The 19,230-nt window shown below is 63.8% G+C and carries 13 protein-coding genes; all 13 read left to right on the top strand.

What is annotated here, in order from left to right; all coding sequences use genetic code 11:
- The first annotated feature begins 781 nt into the window (after nucleotides 1-781).
- The 13 genes from LRX77_RS10340 to LRX77_RS03570 all read left to right on the top strand — a co-directional run bounded on the left by LRX77_RS10340 (nucleotide 782) and on the right by LRX77_RS03570 (nucleotide 19,206).
- Nucleotides 782-1,195, top strand: a complete 414-nt coding sequence (locus LRX77_RS10340) for a prepilin-type N-terminal cleavage/methylation domain-containing protein (protein ID WP_269453609.1) — start codon at nucleotides 782-784, stop codon at nucleotides 1,193-1,195.
- A 366-nt stretch (nucleotides 1,196-1,561) separates the two neighbouring features.
- Nucleotides 1,562-2,257, top strand: a complete 696-nt coding sequence (locus tag LRX77_RS03625; RefSeq protein WP_231831491.1) for a pilus assembly FimT family protein — start codon at nucleotides 1,562-1,564, stop codon at nucleotides 2,255-2,257.
- Nucleotides 2,254-3,117, top strand: a complete 864-nt coding sequence (locus tag LRX77_RS03620; RefSeq protein ID WP_231831490.1) for a hypothetical protein — start codon at nucleotides 2,254-2,256, stop codon at nucleotides 3,115-3,117. The genes LRX77_RS03625 and LRX77_RS03620 overlap by 4 nt, the downstream gene beginning before the upstream one ends.
- Nucleotides 3,117-5,855: a polymer-forming cytoskeletal protein gene (locus tag LRX77_RS03615; RefSeq protein WP_231831489.1), complete on the top strand. Its 2,739-nt coding sequence runs from the start codon at nucleotides 3,117-3,119 to the stop codon at nucleotides 5,853-5,855. Before LRX77_RS03620 ends, LRX77_RS03615 begins: the two co-directional genes overlap by 1 nt.
- The gene (locus LRX77_RS03610) at nucleotides 5,852-6,709 is read left to right on the top strand and encodes a prepilin peptidase (protein WP_231831488.1); all 858 of its coding nucleotides are present in this window, start codon (nucleotides 5,852-5,854) and stop codon (nucleotides 6,707-6,709) included. The genes LRX77_RS03615 and LRX77_RS03610 overlap by 4 nt, the downstream gene beginning before the upstream one ends.
- A 13-nt stretch (nucleotides 6,710-6,722) precedes the next feature.
- On the top strand, nucleotides 6,723-7,850 hold the full coding sequence (pilM, locus tag LRX77_RS03605) for a pilus assembly protein PilM (protein WP_231831487.1): 1,128 nt from the start codon (nucleotides 6,723-6,725) through the stop codon (nucleotides 7,848-7,850).
- Between the two features lie 2 nt (nucleotides 7,851-7,852).
- Nucleotides 7,853-8,662, top strand: coding sequence for a hypothetical protein (locus LRX77_RS03600; protein WP_231831486.1), 810 nt, complete (start codon nucleotides 7,853-7,855; stop codon nucleotides 8,660-8,662).
- Entirely contained in the window at nucleotides 8,655-9,338 is a 684-nt protein-coding gene (pilO, locus tag LRX77_RS03595) for a type 4a pilus biogenesis protein PilO (RefSeq protein ID WP_231831485.1), read from the top strand. The genes LRX77_RS03600 and pilO overlap by 8 nt, the downstream gene beginning before the upstream one ends.
- A gap of 775 nt (nucleotides 9,339-10,113) precedes the next feature.
- Entirely contained in the window at nucleotides 10,114-13,701 is a 3,588-nt protein-coding gene (locus LRX77_RS03590; protein ID WP_231831483.1) for a DUF7927 domain-containing protein, read from the top strand.
- A gap of 84 nt (nucleotides 13,702-13,785) precedes the next feature.
- Nucleotides 13,786-15,327 carry a SpaH/EbpB family LPXTG-anchored major pilin gene (locus tag LRX77_RS03585; RefSeq protein WP_231831481.1) on the top strand — a complete coding sequence of 514 codons (1,542 nt, stop codon included), beginning with the start codon at nucleotides 13,786-13,788 and terminating at the stop codon, nucleotides 15,325-15,327.
- A gap of 273 nt (nucleotides 15,328-15,600) precedes the next feature.
- A complete protein-coding gene (locus LRX77_RS03580) occupies nucleotides 15,601-16,665 on the top strand; it encodes a class C sortase (protein WP_231831479.1) in 1,065 nt (354 codons plus the stop codon).
- Nucleotides 16,649-18,283 carry a SpaH/EbpB family LPXTG-anchored major pilin gene (locus LRX77_RS03575; protein WP_231831477.1) on the top strand — a complete coding sequence of 545 codons (1,635 nt, stop codon included), beginning with the start codon at nucleotides 16,649-16,651 and terminating at the stop codon, nucleotides 18,281-18,283. The genes LRX77_RS03580 and LRX77_RS03575 overlap by 17 nt, the downstream gene beginning before the upstream one ends.
- Nucleotides 18,280-19,206, top strand: a complete 927-nt coding sequence (locus tag LRX77_RS03570) for a class C sortase (RefSeq protein WP_231831472.1) — start codon at nucleotides 18,280-18,282, stop codon at nucleotides 19,204-19,206. The genes LRX77_RS03575 and LRX77_RS03570 overlap by 4 nt, the downstream gene beginning before the upstream one ends.
- The last annotated feature ends 24 nt before the right edge of the window (nucleotides 19,207-19,230 follow it).

Raw genomic sequence — 19,230 nt, 5'->3', positions numbered from 1 at the left:
GATCAACAGATCACCGAAATGCAGGACCTCCTCAACACCAGACCACGCAAAACACTTGACTGGGACACCCCGGCCCAGAGAATAGAACCACTACTAACAACCGTTGCACTCACCACCTGAAACCGCCGCGCTCAAACAGAGAATCTCTGCAATCTCGGCGACCAGACTGTGCCTATGTGCAATTGAGATGGGGGACCGCGCACATTCGCAATGCTGCCGCTTGTGGACGGCGGGTTATCACAGGCCGAGCGTGACCGATGTGATCTGGAGATGCTGCTGCCAAGCGTCGTCGAGCTCGACTGGTTGTGCAGAGTAACTGCACTGAGGAGTTGACCTGCACTGAGGAGCTGACCTGCGCAGTGGAGTTGACCTGAGCAGGTGACTTGAGTGCTTGACGTGGGGAGCTGACCTGAGCGCTTGACCTAGGATCAGCAGTTGACCTGCACTGAACAGTTGACCTGGGCTGAGCGGATGACGTGGTCGCCAAGTTGGCCTGGGCAGCGCATTCGCCATAGGGAGTTGACTTGTGGAGTTGTCTTGGGGGAGCCGACTCGGGCAGGTGACCTGGGCGCTCGCAGCGGCTGGTTGCGCGCTGGTTCGGTCTCTTTCGGAACGTGATTTGCTACGCGTGCCGGCGAGCATCACCCTGGCCGGTGAATGAGGTGACCCTCAGGGGTGACATTATAGAAATACGACTAGTGTTGGAGATATACAGCAAGTGGCTGTATGGACGTGAGCGAGTCTTTCGCAGCGTCTGGCTCAAACGAATCAAGGGGATTCTATGAAGACGATGACCACTGCCCTGCAGACCCGCGCCAAGGCTCTGCGCAACCGTGACGAGAGCGAGAAGGGCTTCACTCTGGTCGAGCTGCTCGTGGTCGTGGCTATTCTGGCCATTCTCGCGGCAGTGGCTATTCCTCTGTACCTCAACTCGCAGGAAAGCGCCCGCGATTCAGCCGTGAAGTCAGCGTTGTCGAGCGTCGTATCACAGGCTGCTGCTGATGCTGCCGCAACAGGCTCGACGCCTGACTACGCGAAAGCGATCGAGGAACAAGGCTACAATGCGGCGGACAACAAGATCCAGCTCAAGGCGACGGATCCTGCGACCGCAGACTCGGTTGTGAGCGGCAAGCACGATGATGGTGCCAAGACATGGCAGATCAACGCCAATGGCGTTATTACTCAGCAGAGCTAGTATCTACAGCCACCAGCTGCTGCAATTGCAACAGCCGCGATGACGTAGCTAGAAGAACGGCAGGGTCGGTGTTGCCGGCTCTGCCGTTTCTTCTTTCGCGAGATCTGCAACCCGGCATTCCTGAACGGACAGACCGAAGAGACACGTCAATGCGTCGCCGGAATCGCTGTCACAACGTGAGCGACACCGCTCATGTGCACCCTGGCTGCGCATTGAATGAGTCCTGACCCGTGCGCATCTTGGCAGAGCACGGACCCAGCCTGATCCAGTGTGGAGTCTCGTGTCTGTCACGGGCGACTCTTCACAGCCCGGCAACGACCGTTGCCACTGCCTCAACTCCCGTGAAAATCTGAACTCGGAGTCAGCATGAACACTCATCATCTGCGCGGCGCACGTGCCCGCACTGGGGTGAGCCGCTGCCTCTTTCCAGGGCTTCGCCCGGGCCAGCGCGGCGAGACCTTCGTCGAGGCGATCGTGAGCATGTCTCTGCTCGCCCTCATCATGAGTGTCACCGCCCCGGCTTTCATCGCCACGCAGAAACTCAACCACCGCAATCAGTCTGCGGCGACGACACTGTCGTATGCCGAGAAGTACATCGACGAGTTTCGCGCCACCCTGACCGGCAAGAGCAAAGACGGCAATCTGCCGCTGTGCAGCGACGTGGTCTCGTCATTCGATGTCATTCAGCGCAATGGCGAAGACAACGGCTGGTGGGGCATCCCCACCGATTCGGCAGCGGGCAAGATCAAGGTCTTTCGCCAAGTCGTGAACCACGATCACAGCCCAGATACCGGCACACAGCTGCCGAACCGGTTCCAGGTGCGCTTCGACCAGCAGACCTCGGCGTTCGACGAGCCGGCGGCCAGGCCGACGACGACCGGCGGCGCGCCGGTGCAATCGCTCGAAGAACTCAACCAGATAGCATGCACACCAGATGAGCCGTCGAAGAAGACCGGCCTGCTGGAGTTCACCGTCGATGTGACGAGCAACGTCAACGCTGAAGACGGCGGATACATCGCACGATCAGAGCTCACGACGTGGGGGGCGGTGAGATACCAGTGACCACGCTGTGCACGTTGATTACGCGCTCGCGGCAGCATCGGGCATCCTCAGAACGGGGCCTGACCCTCGCCGAGCTGCTCATCGCCGGGGCGATCGCGGCAGTCGTCATCTCACTGGTGGCTGGGCTCTGGATCACCACGTCGGTGATGCAGCGCAATACGACGTCGATCGCGCTGCGCACGCAGCAGCTCGATGCGTTCAACTCTCAGTTTCGCAGCACGACAGCCAACGCCGTGTACGCCGGTCACGTGTCATCGGCCTCGAGCGATGCCGATGACGACTTCGGCGCGGTGCAGGCGATCTCAGTGATCACCGCCGACGACCCGAGCGATCTGTCGCACAGCCCGGTGACCTGCACCGCATGGCTCTGGTGGGGCGGGGTCGAGGGGCGCAGCGATGACGACGACGCCTCGAACCCGTCTGGCGCTGCGACCTCTGGCAGCGCCGGCGTGTATCTGCGGCAGTGGCAGCTGGGCACTCCGGTGACGCTGCCCGCCGCAGGGCAGGGCCTCGACACATCATGGTCGCGAGTCGTCTCGGCGGCGCGGCCGGTTGCGAGCGGGGGTACGGGCACGCCTGAGGCCAACCTCGTGTTCAACACCGCTCCGGCGAGTTTCGACCAGAACACCCAGCTCGTCGCACAGGGGCAGCCCCCGGTCAAAGTGACCATGCTGACCGCTGACTTCACGGCTGCTCCGCTGCAGTCGACCAGCGGCGCAGCAGCGACCGACGCGCTGCGTGTCTCGACGCAGTCACTGATGAGCCTGGCGTTCTCGAGCAGCGATCCCGCAATCACTTCACTGCAGAATCGGGTGGTCAACGACAACGGGGCGACCTGCCTGACCGGGGGGCGGTACTGATGCGAGTCAATCGAGAGCGCGCTGACCTTCAGTCGCGGCCGCGCAACAGGCTGGCCGCGGCTGGCGCCGAGCGGGGGGCGAGCCTGGTCACCGTCATCGCCTTCACCGCGGTGCTGCTGCTGGCCACGGCGCTCATGACGACGGCCGGTCTCTCTGCGCAGCGCACCTCAGCCGACGCCGTGGCCGCGGCGACGGCTCGGGCCAACGCGAACAGCGGCATCGAGGCCGCGCGGGTCTTCTTCGCCACTTCGGCGAGCAGCGAGCTGCCGACCACCGATGCGTGTCTCGACCTGACCACGCTCGGTCTGGCCGCCGACGACGTCTGCGTGCGGCTCACCGCGCAGACGAACAATCCGCATGTGAACACCGACAGCAACACCATCGACTATGCGGTGACGTCGGTCGGCAAGAGTTCGACGGGGGCTGCCGAGGCGACGGCCTCGGCGACGTTCACCGTGTCAGCGGATGCGAAACCGGCTCCCGAGCCGACGGAGACCCCGGCTGCGGGCATCATCCAAGCCGGCAGCGCGCTCACTCTGCCGGCGAACATGACCTGGATGGGCGGTGGTACTCTGGCGTCACCCGGCGACATCGCGTGCAACACGCAGATCGTGGCGGCCCTGATCTCGGCTGGCCCGTTCCACGCATCAGGCAGCGAATGCCGGGTGACTGGCGACGTGTGGGCAGGAGCCGGCACCAGCACCGATGCCGCTCACACCGACACCTTCATCTGCGACCAGAACACCGTCATCACCGGCAATGTCTACACCACGGGGCGTGCGAAGCTGTCGGGGCAGTGCCAAGTCACGGGTCAGGTCTATGCGCAGGGCGACGTCTCAGTGACGGGCAATGCGCAGATCGGCGGCACCGTGCACACTGCAGGCGGTGTCAGTCTGCAGGGGCAGGCTCGCATCGGTGCAGATGTCTTCGCGCAGGGCGACATCACGCTGCAAGACACCTGGTCTTCATCGCCCCGAGCGGTCAGCGGCAGCCTCATCACTCAGGGGCGGGTGTCGATTGCGAACGGCACGGGCATCGGCACGGTGTCTGGCACCTCTGACCCCCAGACCATCACCGGTGGGCAGATCTGGGCTGGGGGCGACGTCACGTTCACGAACGCGGGCAGCGTCACCGCCGGGTCGATTCACTCGGGTGGCACAGTTCTGCTCGACAAGGCGATCGTGATCGGCGACGTCTATTCACGATGGGACATCGAGTCGAAGACGCGCATCACGGGCAGTGCGACCTCGCCGAGCGGGGCGATCAGATACAACCGCATCGACGGTTCGGCGCAGGCGATGTGGGATGTGGCACCTGTGACCGGAGCTGACACCGGGGTCTACCGCATCGGTGGGTCGGCATACAGCATGAACGGGTCGGTCACGGCCAACACGGTGGGCAAAGACGCCTGGGGCTTCTGGACGGTCACCGTCAACAACTCGGCCGGTGGATCAGTCGTGGCTTATGGCAGTGACAACGGCTCTCTGGTCGGCAGCGTCGTGACCGGGCAGGGCAGCACCGTGGGCAAGGACGTGACTGCACGCTACGTCACGCTGGGCCGCGGCGCACAGGTCGGCGGCAACGTCGTCGCCGAGAGTCTGAACCGCAGCGGCGACGGCAACGCCACGGTCGCGGGCAAGGCGACGCTCAAGTACCAGCAGAGCGGCCAGATCACCGTGCAGGGAGGTACCAGCATCGTGGCGAACAGCCCCGCCGCCGACTGGAACGCCCTGCGCAGCTCGTTCGGCTTCCCCACGACCATTGCCCTTGACCCCGCGCAGGCGCCGACGGCATCGGCAGACTCTGCCGAACCCGTGAGAATTCCCGGAATCGATGCAGACGTGGTGACCTCGGGCACAGTTCAGACCCCGAAAGTGAGCGCATTCACCCGGGTGAACACCAGCGAACAGGCGTACAGCAGCTGGGTGCAGGGCGTCACGCGGCACATCTTCTCGGGGGCGAACGCCTGCAGCGACGCCGAAGACTTCTTGCGCGCCGGCAACTGGTCGGGGCCGACCCGCGTCGAGGTCTACAACTGCAGCGATGACGGCCAGACGCAGATGTTCAGCGCGAAGCAGGGATGGCAGTGGCAGCCGATCGTGCTGCACGGCGATCTGACTGTCGTCAGCGACTCGGGCTTCCGTTTTCCCGGCTACCTCGGTGCGTACGGTTCGACCTTTCAGTCGGACAGCGCAGACCACACGTTCAACCTCAATCTCATCGTGCCCGCAGATGCGCAGACTCACCGCGATGTTCCCGACCTGTCGAACGCCGCCACCATGCCGTCGGGGCGCAACGCAGCGGCGACGGGCAGCATCGTCTCATTCGATGAGCAGGGCTCACCCACCTGCGCCACGGGCCGGGGCAGCATCTCGAGTGTGCACCCGCTCTCGATCGCGAGCAACGTGCACCTGCTCGTCTACACGCCGTGCCAGCTTTCAACCGCTGGCTTCGCGAAGACTGACGACACGCCGAACAGTGCCCCAGGGGCGCCCTATGGGCAGCTGATCGTCGGCAGCCTGAACGACACCGGCGGATGGGACGGGCAGCTGCGACTCACCTTCACCGAGATGCCCTATCCCTGGCTGCCGAGCCAGGGCACAGGCCAAGATGGCACCCAGACCGGGGGGCAAGGCGAGGCCGTTCCCGCATCCGCAGGCAGCCCTCGACAGGTCGTCGTAACTGCTCGCACGTCTGCGGTGCCATCGACACCATCAGGCCAAGGCGGCGGACAATGACGACCCTCATCACCACTTTGATCACGGTGCTCGGCCTGCTGATCGGCTCGTTTCTGAACGTCGTCATCTATCGGGTGCCGCGACAGCAGTCGCTCAACGCGCCGCGCAGCCACTGCACGAGCTGCGACCGCCCGCTGGCGTGGTTCGAGAACATCCCGCTGCTCAGCTGGCTGGTGCTGCGCGGGCGGTGCCGCACCTGCAAGGCCCGCATCTCGCTGCGCTACCCGGTGATCGAGGCGCTCACCGCCGCGCTCTTTCTCGCGACGGCGCTGCACTTCGCACCAGGTCTCGCGGCGGCGGCCACGCCGGTCGATGCTGTCGCGCAGGGCAGCATTCTCATCGCCGCACTCTGGTTCGTCGCGGCCAGCATCGCGCTGGCGCTGATCGACTTCGACACGCAGACGCTGCCCGACCGCATCATCTGGCCCAGCATGATCGTGATCGCCGGCCTCTATCTGCTGGCCGCGCTGAGCTCGTCGCTCGGGCCATCGGCTGCGGGCGACGGCATCTCATGGGGCAACGCACTGACCGCCGCGCTCGGCGCGGTCATCACCGGCGGGCTCTACCTGGTCATCGCGTTCATCTCGCCGCGCGGCATGGGACTCGGCGATGTGAAGTATGCGGCGCTGATCGGCCTTGTACTCGGCTGGCACGGGTGGGCGTGCATTATTCTCGGTGTGCTGCTGCCGTTTCTGGTCGGCGGCCTCGTCGCCGCGGCTCTGCTGGTCGCGCGGCGCGCCGGGCGCAAGACGGGCATTCCGTTCGGGCCGGCGATGGCGATCGGCTCGGTGCTGGCCCTGAACTGGGGTGCAGCGCTGATGAGCGCCTACCTGTCGCTGTGGGGGCTGGCATGAGACGAGGGCAACTGTGAGCAAGAACTTCATCGGCGTCGACATCGGGCACACCGCTGTGCGCGGCGCCCAGATGCGACAGCACAATGGCGGCTTCAGCCTGGTCAGATACCACGAGGTGCCCCTGCCGCACGGGACAATCGTGAACGGAGCCGTCGCCGAGCCCGCGCAGCTGACCGCTGCACTCGAAGATCTCTATGACGAGGCGGGCTTCACGACCCGCAACGTGCGCATCGCGGTGGGCAACCGACGGGTGTATGTGCGCGAGCACAGCATCCCCCGGGTGCCGCTCACCGCCATCAGGGCCAGCCTGCGCTACCAGGTCGACGACGCGCTGCCGATCGACGCGAGCGATGCGGTGCTCGACTTCTTTCCGACCCGGCTGACGATCGACAACGGTGCGCCGATGTATACCGGCCTGCTCGTCGCCACCGAGGCCGCACCGCTCGAGGCGATCGCCGATGCGATAACGGCCGCCCGAATGCGCCTGATCGGCGTCGACCTGACCGCATTCGCGCTGATGCGCTCGCTGAGTCGGGCGCTGCAGCAGGCGGATGTCCCGCTCGCCTCCGCCTCCGGCGGCGCAGCTGGTGTGGGGAGCGGGGCTGGCGCTTCGGTCAGCGTGACACCTGCACCGGTCGAGACCCGCGTGCGCCCGACGCTGATCATCGACTTCGGGGCCGACACCACGCAGATCGCGGCCGTCGACCAGGGGGCGCCTGCGTATGTGCGCATCATTCCCGCGGGAGGTCAGAGCATCACTCAAGCGGTGGCAGAGGTGCACAACAGCGATTTCGATGATGCCGAAGAGCTGAAGATGTCGACCGGCTACCGTGGTGATGCGGCCGAGACCGACGAAGAGCAGGCCATTGTGACAGCCGCTGATCGCATCATCGACAGTGTGCAGGACACCGTGGCCTACTTTCGCAACACCGATCGGCTGCACGACATCGGCCAGGTGATCGTGACCGGCGGGGGCAGCCTGCTGGTCGGCCTGCTCACCGAGCTGTCACGTCGGCTCGATCTTTCGCTGACCCCGGCGAACCCGCTGGCCGGTGTCGCCGTCAGCGGTGACCTGCAGCGGTACGCTGCCGATCGGCTGGCAACTTCGGCCGTGGCAATCGGCTTGGCAGAGGAAGGCTGATCATGGCACGCAAATCTCAGGAGTCGACGCAGGCTGGACTGTTCGGCCAGCCCCAGGTCAATCTGCTGCCACCCGGGCAGGTCCGTCGTCTCGACGTGCGCTCGGCTCGGCGCCTGATCGTGATTCTCGGCATCAGCTTCGTGGTCGCCAACGGTGTGCTCATCGCATACGGGGGCGCCTCGCAGGCGGCGGTGAACCGACAGCTGGCATCGGCACAGCAGCAGTCGCAGCAGCTGCAAAGCGAGTTGGCAGCGAACTCAGAGGCCATCAACCTCGCCGGTGACATTCGTCAGCTCGAGAACGCCCGCATCGCGGTCACCGCCCGTGAAACAGATCTGCAGCAGCTGCTGAGCGACGTGCGTGACTCGACACCAGCCAACATGCAGATCACGACGTTCAATCTGCAGTCGGTCGGGGCAAGCCGTTCTGGGGCTGCTGCCTCTGGCAGCGGTGCGAGCGCATCGAGTGACAGGCCGTCGGCGGCGAATATCGGATCGATCAGCATCGAGGCCACGAGCGATGACCTTCCCAACATCAGCCAGTGGATCGACAATGTGCGCAAGGTGCACGGTGTCGCCGGCATCACCGCGCAGAACGTGAAGAGCCAAGACCAGAGCGCCGGCAGCAGCGAGGCTTCTGCCGATGGGGCGAGCGGCTTCGTGTCGAACCTCACGATCGTTCTGAGCGCCGACGTCTTCACTCATCGTTTCGCGCAAGGCGCTGACGCCCAGACATCGGCGGCCCAGACTGCTGGACAGGCGGCTACGACGCAGACTGCGCCGGCCAGCAGGTCGGAGGCCAGTCATGACTGAGCACCACAGCTCTCTGAGCTCGCCGAAGAGCATTCGGCTTCTGACCGTTGTCACTCTCGCGCTGCTGCAGATCGTCGTCCTGTGCTTCGTCATCATTCCGCTGTTTCAGAATGGCTATCGCACAGCCGGCCAAGTCGATCAGGAGACCTCACAGCAGTCGATCTATCAGTCACAGATCTCACAGGCGAAAGCTGCCGCGGGCCAGATCAACACGCTGCGTGACGAGTTCGCTCAGCTGCAGACCAGCATCCCTGCGACGAACGACCAAGACGGCTTTCTGCGCTCGGTCAATGACATCGTCAGCCAGAACGGCGTGCAGCTGACCGGCATCAGCTGGAAGGACGCCATCTCGTATGCAGACTTTGTGAAGGGTGTGCAGGATTACCCGATCGCACCGGCCTCGTCGGCCGCTGATCAGCAGTCGACGCTCACGCGAACGCAGCAGGCCATCGATGCCACTGCGAGTGACGCGTCGCTGCAGGCGGTGCCGGTCGAGATCACGGTGCAGGGCGCGAGCTACGACTATGCTCCGGGGTTTGTGCGGGCTGCGCAGAGCATGGACCGCATCTTCTGGGTCAACGCCGTCACGGTGCAAGAGATGAAGTCTGGCAGCGACCAGAAGGCCTATCAGACCGTGCTCAGCGGATACACGTTCGTTCGACCGACGCAGAAGTAAGCAGTGGATCTTGTGCCCGGCTGAGTGTCGGAGCCGGGCTGAACTCCGTGCAACAGGGTGTACTTCGGGGTGAAGTCTGATCAGGAATCATGCGCCTCTGCTGCTTCTCTGGAGGCAAGAAGCCTGTAATCATGCGGGCATGCCGGAATTCTCGCCACGGCGGTGAGAAAGGAGCCGGAGCGCTCAGCACAGCCATTGTTGCTAGATTCTTACTTGGTCTCATAATCGGTTCGTCGCGCAGGTCGCCCCGCCCGGCATGAAGTGAACGATCGGCGCCACTTGGGTGCAAGGCGTCGTGCCAGCGGGTTCTCGCAACCTCGCCGTCAGAACGTCATGCCGCCCCTCGGTGCCGTTCGCCGATGTGTGCCCACTGACATGAAAACAGCACGGTTCGAACAGAGTTCGTCATCGCGAACAGTGCGAAGGAGGAACTGTGCCTGCACATCGTGCAATGAGAAAACGCCATTTGATCGGCTCACTGCTGACCGTGCTGAGCATTCTGGCGGCAAATGCCCTCTCGGTCGGGACTGCACCAACGGCAGCCACTGCGGCGTCAGACGCCAGCACCTCGACTGTCGCCGCCAGCTCGGATCAGGTCGATGCAGCGGCTTCGTCTTCTGTTCCGAGCGAGCAGGATACGACTGCACAAGCTCTGACAACATCAGATGTTTCAGCACAGGACCTCGCGGCTCAGAACCTTGCTGCTTCGGGCAACGGATGCTCGTATGCGAACGCCGGCAGCGGAGCTTACGCCCAGACGCTGTGCTGGCTTGACATGACTTCTGTCGATCAGAGTTCGGCGCAGTCGTCGGCTGTCCAGGTGAATCTGCCCGGCGGCTATGTGCTCACGGCGACGCTCAAGCTTGAAGGAAACGGCAATGTCAAGTCACGCGGGTTCCCGACCTATGGCGATGCATTTCTGGGCAACACCGGCGCCAATCCTTTCACCGGCGCTACGGAGCCGTTCTACACGGGTGTTTCCGGTCAGCCTGCCCTCTATCAAACTGCCAGTGGTGGCTTGTCGACCGTGAGCCTGAACGATATCAAGCTGTTCAACTCCCAGAACCAACGAGTGAACGACTACGCGATGGTCGTCGCTGACGCTGAGAGCACAGATTCAGGCGAGCACATCGACTGGACGACGACTGGTGCAGGGTTCAGCTGGCTGCCCAATCGGCCTCCTGTGTCAGGAACTACCGCTGAGCAGAAAACCAAGACCATGGGCAACGCATGCTCTCAGTCATTCACGCCCGCCCTGAACGGTTCGAGCCAGTCTGCGACTTGTTACGCAGACACTTCACCGAAGAAGAATGGCACGGCGATGCTGCAGACGAAGCCGCCGACTGGGAATGCCACTTTCAACCTCGTGCAGACGATGAAGGGTAACGGTCTGCAAGCAGTGGCATTCGGCGTTGTCGTCGCCCGTGCGGGAGCCACTGTCGAGGTCAAAGATCGCATCGTTGACGCCAGCGGCGCTGCCACAGCCAGTGATTTCGGCGTCTCGATGACACGTTCCAGCGGCGATGTCGTTGGAAGCACAACAGCCAGCGGCTCGGCGACTCCGATGCAGAACGCGAATTCTGTTGACAGTACATTGCCGGTCGGCAGCGGCAGCAGCGGTACGCAGCTGCAGTTCGCCTCCCAGATCACCAATGAGCCCAATAGCTCGATCGCCAGCTCATACACGCCCTCTTGGACATGTACGAAAACAGATCCGGCGTCGACGGTGGTCCAGCAATGGCCGACGAGCGGTTCGAGTTCGACGCCGCCGGCGTCGAATGAGAGTTTCACGAAGCTGCAGGTTGGTGAGTACCTGCACTGCACAGTTACCTACACACCTCCGTACCTGATTCTTCAGAAGACCGTCGACAACTCGACGACTGACGGGCAGGCGACTGCACGGCCAGAAGACTTTCGCCTGACCGCCAAGAATGCGATGTCAGCCGCGTCGACCAACGGCGTGTCAGATGCGACCACTCAGAAGAAGATCGCTGTCGCCTCGACGACGGGCTATGAGCTCAGTGAGAGCGCCGCGAATTCGAACAATCCGTGGAACTCATGGAAGTACGGCTATGAACTCACGGGGCTGACGTGTGCCACGCCGTCGGGGGCGAAGAGCATCGATCTGCAGCGAGACACCTACGGGGCCATCACGCGGGCAACGAACCTCGCCGTCGACACGGGCGAGACCGTCACGTGCACCTGGCAGAATACTGCGAAACGCCCTCTGCTCGTGACCACAAAGGCCTCAGACCCCCAGAGCGGAACAACTGTGTCTCCCAGCGACGATGCGAACGCGTCTCAGGTCAAATACAAACTGACCTTCGACAATACGCAGGGCACCGCCGCTGTCGACCTTGATCATGTCGACCATCTGCGCGATGTGCTCGACGACGCGTCGTTCGACCATGACAGCATCTGGGTCTCTGACGGCACCGAGACCGGGTACAAGCAGGGTGGAACGACTCAGAACGACGTGGAGGTCACAGACGATACTGCCGCACAGTCACCGGTGCTGAACATCACCGGAAGCGTGCCTCGCGCACAGACCCGAACCGTGTGGTTCACCGTCACAGTGAAGCCGAACGCCTCAGATGACGCACAGAGCAGGCAGAATGCGGTCAAGCCGTTGCAGGGCTACCTCTTGCGCAACTATCTCACCGCGCACAAGAACACAGATGGCAGCGATGTCACCCCGCCCGAGACGTGCGAGGCGTCGAACGCGTCTTGCACGCAGAACCCGATTCGCGCGTGGACCATTGAGAAGAACTCTCAGCCAGAAGACGGGGCGATCATCCACTCCGGAGGCAACATCTACTACCGCGTGAAGGTGACGAACTACAGCAATGAAGACCTTTCTGGCATCACTCTGAAAGACGATCTGTCAGAGACGCTCGCCGCGACCACATGGGACCCCACCGCACCTCCAGCCGTGCCGGTGCAATACGGCGTGAGCTACTACGATTCAGCCGGCAATCGCATCGCCAGCATGGATACTCCGTGGAATGCGGCGACTGGGCCGAAACCCGTGTATGAGGGCGATACGACCTTCAACGCCGATCGTCCCAACGGTCGTGCGTTCTCGGGAACCTGGACGTTAACGGTCGACGATCTCACGCTGCCTGCTCTGGCACCAGACGGCACGACGAAGGTCGCCTATGCGGTCGTGGGTTATGCCGTTCGCGGTGGAACGGTGGCCGACACGTCTGACCCCGCACAGGCATATCTCAATGAGGGCACACCGTTGAAGTCGGTGCCCAACGCCATCTGGACGAACACGGCGCAGGGGCAGGCGACCACCAGCACCGGTCAGCCGTTCTACCCCAACCGCTGCAGCTCTGGAGACAACGACGGGGCGGGCGTGCCCGCAGGCGACGATTCGCGCTACTACGACTGCAAGACGTGGCACTCTCTCGGCGAGAACTACTTTCACATCTGGAAGAAGAGCGCGACAACACCAGAGAACACACAGTATGGCCCGGTGGGCAAGAACCTGCTCGACAGCACCTTCGTGCTCGCAGACTCGAAGGCGAATGCTGAGGCGGGCATTCCCTCGCGCTGGCTGTGCCGCAAGACCAACAACCCCACATCGCCTGACTATCAGGCACCGGGGTCGGTGACGCCGTCTGAGACGCTTGGCGATGACATCTGGGATTTCGGAGCGGGCAGTGCAACCGCGCAGTCGATCATCGACTGGAACGCGGCGCATCCACAAGACCAGCGTGCAGCGTGCGGAACCTTCTACTACCTCGATGAAGACAACCAAGGTCAGTCTGCCGGATCGTGGCGAGGAGTCGACGTTCGCGGCGGCGATACCGCCGGCCCTGACACCACTGATCCCAAGGTCGGATGGCGCACCACGAGCGCTCAGAACGCGGCAGATGACGCCGGTCAGGGCATCCACGGCACGTACTGGCTTGTCGAGGTGCAGTCTCCTCGCGACTACCAGCTTCTGGCGCAGCCGATGAAGATCTGGGTCGCGCCGACGTCGCCGACGCCGACGGCCGTCTCGATGGCTGGGCCGGGCACGGCGGCTTGGTACGACTACCAGGGGCGGCTGTCTCTGCCCGTGGCCGGTGAAGGCGAGGCGTCTGACACGAACCAGAAGATGGCGGGAACGAGTCTCGGCGGGCAGGAACTGCGCCCCCAGTGCGTCAGCCCGTATCAGCTTCCGGCAGACAGCCAGCCGAACTGCGTGATGCCCACCGGGTGGACGATGCCGGTCTTCGACGTGCAGTCCCAGAGTCTGCCCCTGACCGGCGGCCGCGGCATTGCTGCGTTGGGCCTGGGCGGCGGCGTCGTGCTCGTCGGCGCACTTGTCGGCGTCATCTGGCGGCGGCGGCGCGCTCGCCGGGAGGCATGAAGCCAGGGCGTCATCCAGTCACTGCGCGATCATTGCGCATTCCTTTTTCACCGTTCACACCGACTGTCTACACCGAGGAGAGTAATGAATACCCGACACAACACGAGGCGAAAGATCTTCGCCGCCATCGGCACCCTAGTCACCGCAGGGCTGCTGCTCGGCAGCGGTGCTCTGGCACAGGCCGACACTGACAAGAGTCAGCCCGTGCCCGAGCAAAGCTCTGTCGTCATCAACAAACGCACGGCTCCGACGACGTCGAACAACGCCACGGGTGAGAAGATCGCCGATGATGACGTTCCAGGTGCAGCAATTGAGGGTGTGACCTTCGCGGCCTACCTCGTGCCGGACACGCAGAAGGGCGGTACGAACGACATCGGCACGAACGCCGGCCAGCAGTACGCTGCCGGTCTCGACCTCAGCGCGGCCACGGGTTTGATCCCAGCAGCTGCCACTGGGGAGTTCCCGGCGACTGGTATTGACGGCATCACACAGATGACTCTGCCTCGCGGCCTGTACGTTGTCAAAGAGAAGTCAGCTCCTGCCGGTGTGACGCCGTCAGCACCGTTTCTGCTCTCAGTGCCGTTGACCAACCCGACCGATCTGAACAAGTGGCTCGACCCGATCTACATCTATCCGAAGAACTCTGTGGTGACGGTGTCGAAGACTGCGGATGACGCTGCAGCACGATCAGTCGGGGACACGAGCGGCACCCCGCGTGACGGTGTCTCGTGGACCGTTCAGGGCGATATCCCGAAAGACGAGTCGATTACCAAGTATGTCATCGGAGACCCGCTGGATTCGCGACTGACGCTCAAAGGCTCGCTCGCCGACAGCGCCACCGTGTCGCTGATCGGTCAAGACGGCACCCCACTCGCCGGCGTCACGCTGACTCGCGACACTGATTACACCGTGACCGACAACGTGACCGTGACCTTCACCGAGGCCGGCCGCGCCAAGCTGGTCGCCGCCTGGAAAGCCGATGCCGCTGCCAAGGTGCAGCTGGTCATCGACACACGAGTGAATGCGACAGCTGCCGGTGCTGCCAACACTGCTGCGGGTACCATCACGAACACAGCGACGTTGACCGTGAACGACGCAACCCCGGTGACCGATACTGCATCGGTCAAGATCGGCGACATCAAGATCGAGAAGGTCAGCACCGCAAGCGCTGACACGAAGCTGGCGGGTGCAGCGTTCCAGGTTTTCGCCAGTGCAGCGGATGCCAAGAGCCTCACCAACCCGATCAACGTGAACGGTGTGACCGAGTGGACGACCGGTGAGAACGGACAGGTGACGATTCCCGGCCTGTTCTTCAGCAACTTCGTGAACGGCAAAGATGTCGCCGACACGACCCGCACCTACTGGCTCGCTGAGACGAAGGCACCTGACGGCTATCAGCTGATGGCCGAGCCGATCGAGGCCAAGGTCACTGCAGCGGGTGCAGACGTGGCCGTCACACAGATCGCGAACGTGCCGAACACCGGCGGTTTCGTGCTGCCGCTGACCGGTGGTACCGGTACGATTCTGCTCACCGTCGTCGGCCTGGCGATTCTGGCTCTGGTGGTCTTCGTGGCCCGACGCCGTCGTGCCGCTGAGGCCGCAGTCGAGGCCACCTCGACGAAGTAGGCAACAGGTCATCTGTGGCAGTCATCGCTCGAAGCGACGACTGCCACAGATGACGTGAACGCAGAGGGCCGGCGAAACAGAAGCTTTCGTTTCGTCGGCCCTCTGCGCACCGGCTGGCACCGACGCACACGGGTACGTGCTGGCAGCCACGGGGCACGAGTCGGCACGCACGTGCATGCACGACGACAGGCCTTCAGACACACGAGAATCAACACGTGTACCCGTACGCAGTCGACATCTGAAGCGCAGAGCGCAGAGAGCAAAGAGGAGGGCATGATGACGAAGACGGTCGCCCCCTCAGCACCGGCTGCACCGTTACCACCCGCCGACTCGCTCCAGCACGTGCAGCGCAGGCGCAGGCGTGGACGCGGCATGATCGCACCGATCATGCTGCAGATCGCGGCGATGATCGGCACTGCCGTGCTGCTCTATCCGACAGCAGCGAACTGGTTCGCGACGCAGGCACAGCAGTCACAGATCTCTGGCTACAGCAAACAGATCGATGCGCTGCCGAGTGCCGACCGCCAGCGAGCGTTCGAGCTCGCCGCTGCATACAACGAGAGGCTGCCGGCCGGGGTGTTGCGCGATCCGTACACCAACTCTGGCGCCGACCGAGATACTGAAGACACGGCAGCCTATGCGGCCTATCAAGACACCCTCAGCGTCGCCGACAACGGGGTGATCGGCGAACTGCAGTATTCCTCACTCGGCATCGATCTGCCGATTTATCACGGCACCGACGACGACGTGCTCGCGAAGGGGGCCGGTCATCTCTTCGGGTCGTCGCTGCCCGTCGGCGGCGCCTCGACACATGCCGTGCTGACCTCGCACTCCGGGCTGCCGAACGCATCGCTCTTCACTCCGCTGCATGATGCCCAGATCGGTGACGTGTTCACCGTGCATGTGCTCGGCGAGACGCACTACTACCGAGTCGAGAGCACCGATGTCATCACCCCCGACGAGACCGACCGGCTGCGCATCGTGCCCGGTCAAGACCTCATGACGCTCATCACCTGCACGCCGATCGGGGTCAACAGCCATCGGCTGCTCGTCAATGCGGTGCGCATCAGCTCACCTGCAGATGCCGCCGAGACTCAAGAGAGCCGGGGCGGCGCAGGCTTCCCCTGGTGGGCAGTCATCTTCGTCAGCGTCTCAGGCATCGTCGCCTGGCTCGTGTTCGCACCCCCACGACGACGCAACCACCTCAGCACACGCAGCGGCGAGGCCGAACCGACGACAGCATCCGCCGCACAACGATCAGCACAGACTCTGCAGACGACCGACGCGATCACACCCAGATCGAATCTCGGGAAGGACTACCATGACACCCGCAACTGAGGCTCGCATCTCGAACACTCCAGCAGACGCGCGCACGCAGCAGAGCACGCTGCGAGCAACGGTCGCACTGCTGGTCGCACTGCTGGCCGCCGCCGTGGTGGCGATGCTGCCGGTGTCTTCGGCTCATGCCACCGGCGAGCCCGACATCCACGACATCGATTCGTCGGCCACCACGCACTTGGTCATTCACAAAGTCGAGCAGCCCGAGAGCGTCGGACTGCCGACAGACGGGCTGCCCATCGATGCCTCGGCATATCGGCCGGTCGCGGGTGTGCACTTCGTCGCGAAACGGGTGCCAGGGGTCGACCTCACGACCTATGACGGGTGGGATGCGGCAAAGGCGATGTCGATCGGTGCCGCTGCCGAGAGCGTGCAGTCGGCGCCGATCGCCAATGAGGGCACCAGCGCGGCAGACGGCCAGCTCGATCTCGCCTTGGGCGTCGGTCTCTACTACGTCGCCGAGACCTCGACACCAGCCGGCGTGGTCGCGGCCGAACCCATGCTCGTGGCGCTGCCGTTGCAGCACCCCACACAAGACCAGTGGATGTACACGGTGCACGTCTACCCGAAGAACCCCCGCGTCACCGTGGGACTGTCAGTCGATGATGCGGCCGCGGTCAGCGTCGCAGACACTGTGCACTGGCAGTCTTCGGCGGCGATTCCGCGCACCGTCGACCAGAGCGGTCAGCCTGCGATCGACGGCTACCGTGTGCAGAACCTCATCGCGAAGAACCTCGAATTCACCGGCGACCTCGACGCGGTGAAGGTGCAGCTCACGGGACACGACGCGCCCGCCCTCACGCCTCACGACGACTACGAAGTCTCGATCGTGCAGGTGGACGGTCGACAGACCGTGCAGGTCGACTTCACCGCGGCAGGCCGTGCCAAGCTCGGTGCGGCCGTGGCGGCCGACCCCGAGGCGAAGGTCACGATCGACTATGACACGAAGGTGCTCGCCTCTGGTGCGATGACCAATGAAGTGCGTCTGCAGCCCGATCTGCGTGCGATCACAGGCGCGACAGCACCTGTCACTGCGCAGGCCACGACGAAGTTCGGGGCTCTGACGATCAACGTGCACGAGAAGGGCAACCCCTCGAATCTGATTCCCGGGGCGAAGGTCAAGGTCTTTCTGAGTGCAGATGACGCCGCGAACGACCGCAATGCGATCGTCGTCGACGGGTCTGACGAATGGGCGACGGACGACCAGGGGCAGGTCACCATTGACGGGCTGCGTCTGTCGAACTTCGTGAACGGGCTTGATCGTGACACCTCTGACCCGCTCTATCGTTCGTTCTTCGTCAAGCCGACGTTCTACCCGGCGGGCTGGATGGGGGATTGGGCTGTGCGGCAGACGGCCGTCACCTCGGTGGACGACCCGGCTGTGGTCACCTTCGAGGTCTGGCGTGACGACTCGAATGGGGGCGGCGAGACACCGCCTGGAACTGGGCTTGACGACTTGGCTAGGACCGGTGCGCAGCTTGCGGGACTTGCGCTCTTGGGCATTGTGCTGGTCGGCGGCGGTGCGCTGGCGCTGGTTCGGCGGCGTCGCAAATCGGACGACACGAGAATGGCGACGGGTGAGGCGGAGTCGCACGGGGCATCCGCAGACGACGAATGACCTCGCATCGTCTGACGCGCGCGCCGCGCACCCGTGCGCAGAAGCGGCGCCTGGTCTGGAACATCGTGCTGCAGGCGGTGGCCGTGCTCGGCATCGGCCTGCTCGTGTACCCACAGGCGGCGACGTGGTTCGCGCGCATCGCGCAGAACAACCAGATCTCGGGCTACGTCGATCGCGTGCAGCAGACCCCGTCGGCTGAGCGACAGAGGATTCTCGATGCCGCATATGCCTACAACAACGAGCTGAAACCCGGCCCGCTCGCAGACCCGTACATCACTGAGAACCCGGACCAGGCGCAGCGCACGGCGGTCTATCAGGCCTACGAGAACATGCTTCGTGTCAGCGGCACCGACATGATCGGCACGCTGAGCTACCCCAAGCTCGATATCGGGCTGCCGATCTATCACGGCACCGCTGACGAGACGATCTCGAAGGGCGTCGGGCACATGTACGGCACATCGCTGCCGGTGGGTGGGCCCTCGACGCACTCGGTGCTCACTGCCCATGCGGGCCTGCCGCAGTCGAAGCTGCTGACCGATCTGTCGAAGGCGGAGGTCGGCGACACTTTCTGGATCAGCGTGCTCGGCGAAGACCACCACTACCAGGTGATGAGCACTGAGGTCGTGCTGCCCAGCGACACCGATTCGCTGAAGATCACGCAGGGGGAAGACTGGGTGACGCTGTTCACCTGCACCCCGATCGGCATCAACAGTCATCGGTTCATGGTGCACGCCAAGCGGCTGCCCGACGGGCAGGGCGACGCAGGTGAAGAGCTCGGCGCCGATGGGGTGCCGCTCGGATTTCCGTGGTGGGCCGTCTGGCTGGCCGGCGGGTCGGGCGCCGTCGGGTGGATGCTGTTCGCACCCCCGCGCAAGAAGGGCAAGAAGCGGCGCGGTGATGGAGGAGCAGACCGAGTGGGTTGAGCGGGTTGAGGTGGCCGGCGCGCG

The sequence above is a fragment of the Pseudoclavibacter sp. 13-3 genome (assembly GCF_021168475.1).
GTDB lineage: Bacteria > Actinomycetota > Actinomycetes > Actinomycetales > Microbacteriaceae > Pseudoclavibacter_A.
This window is presented reverse-complemented; position numbering and strand designations above follow the sequence as displayed.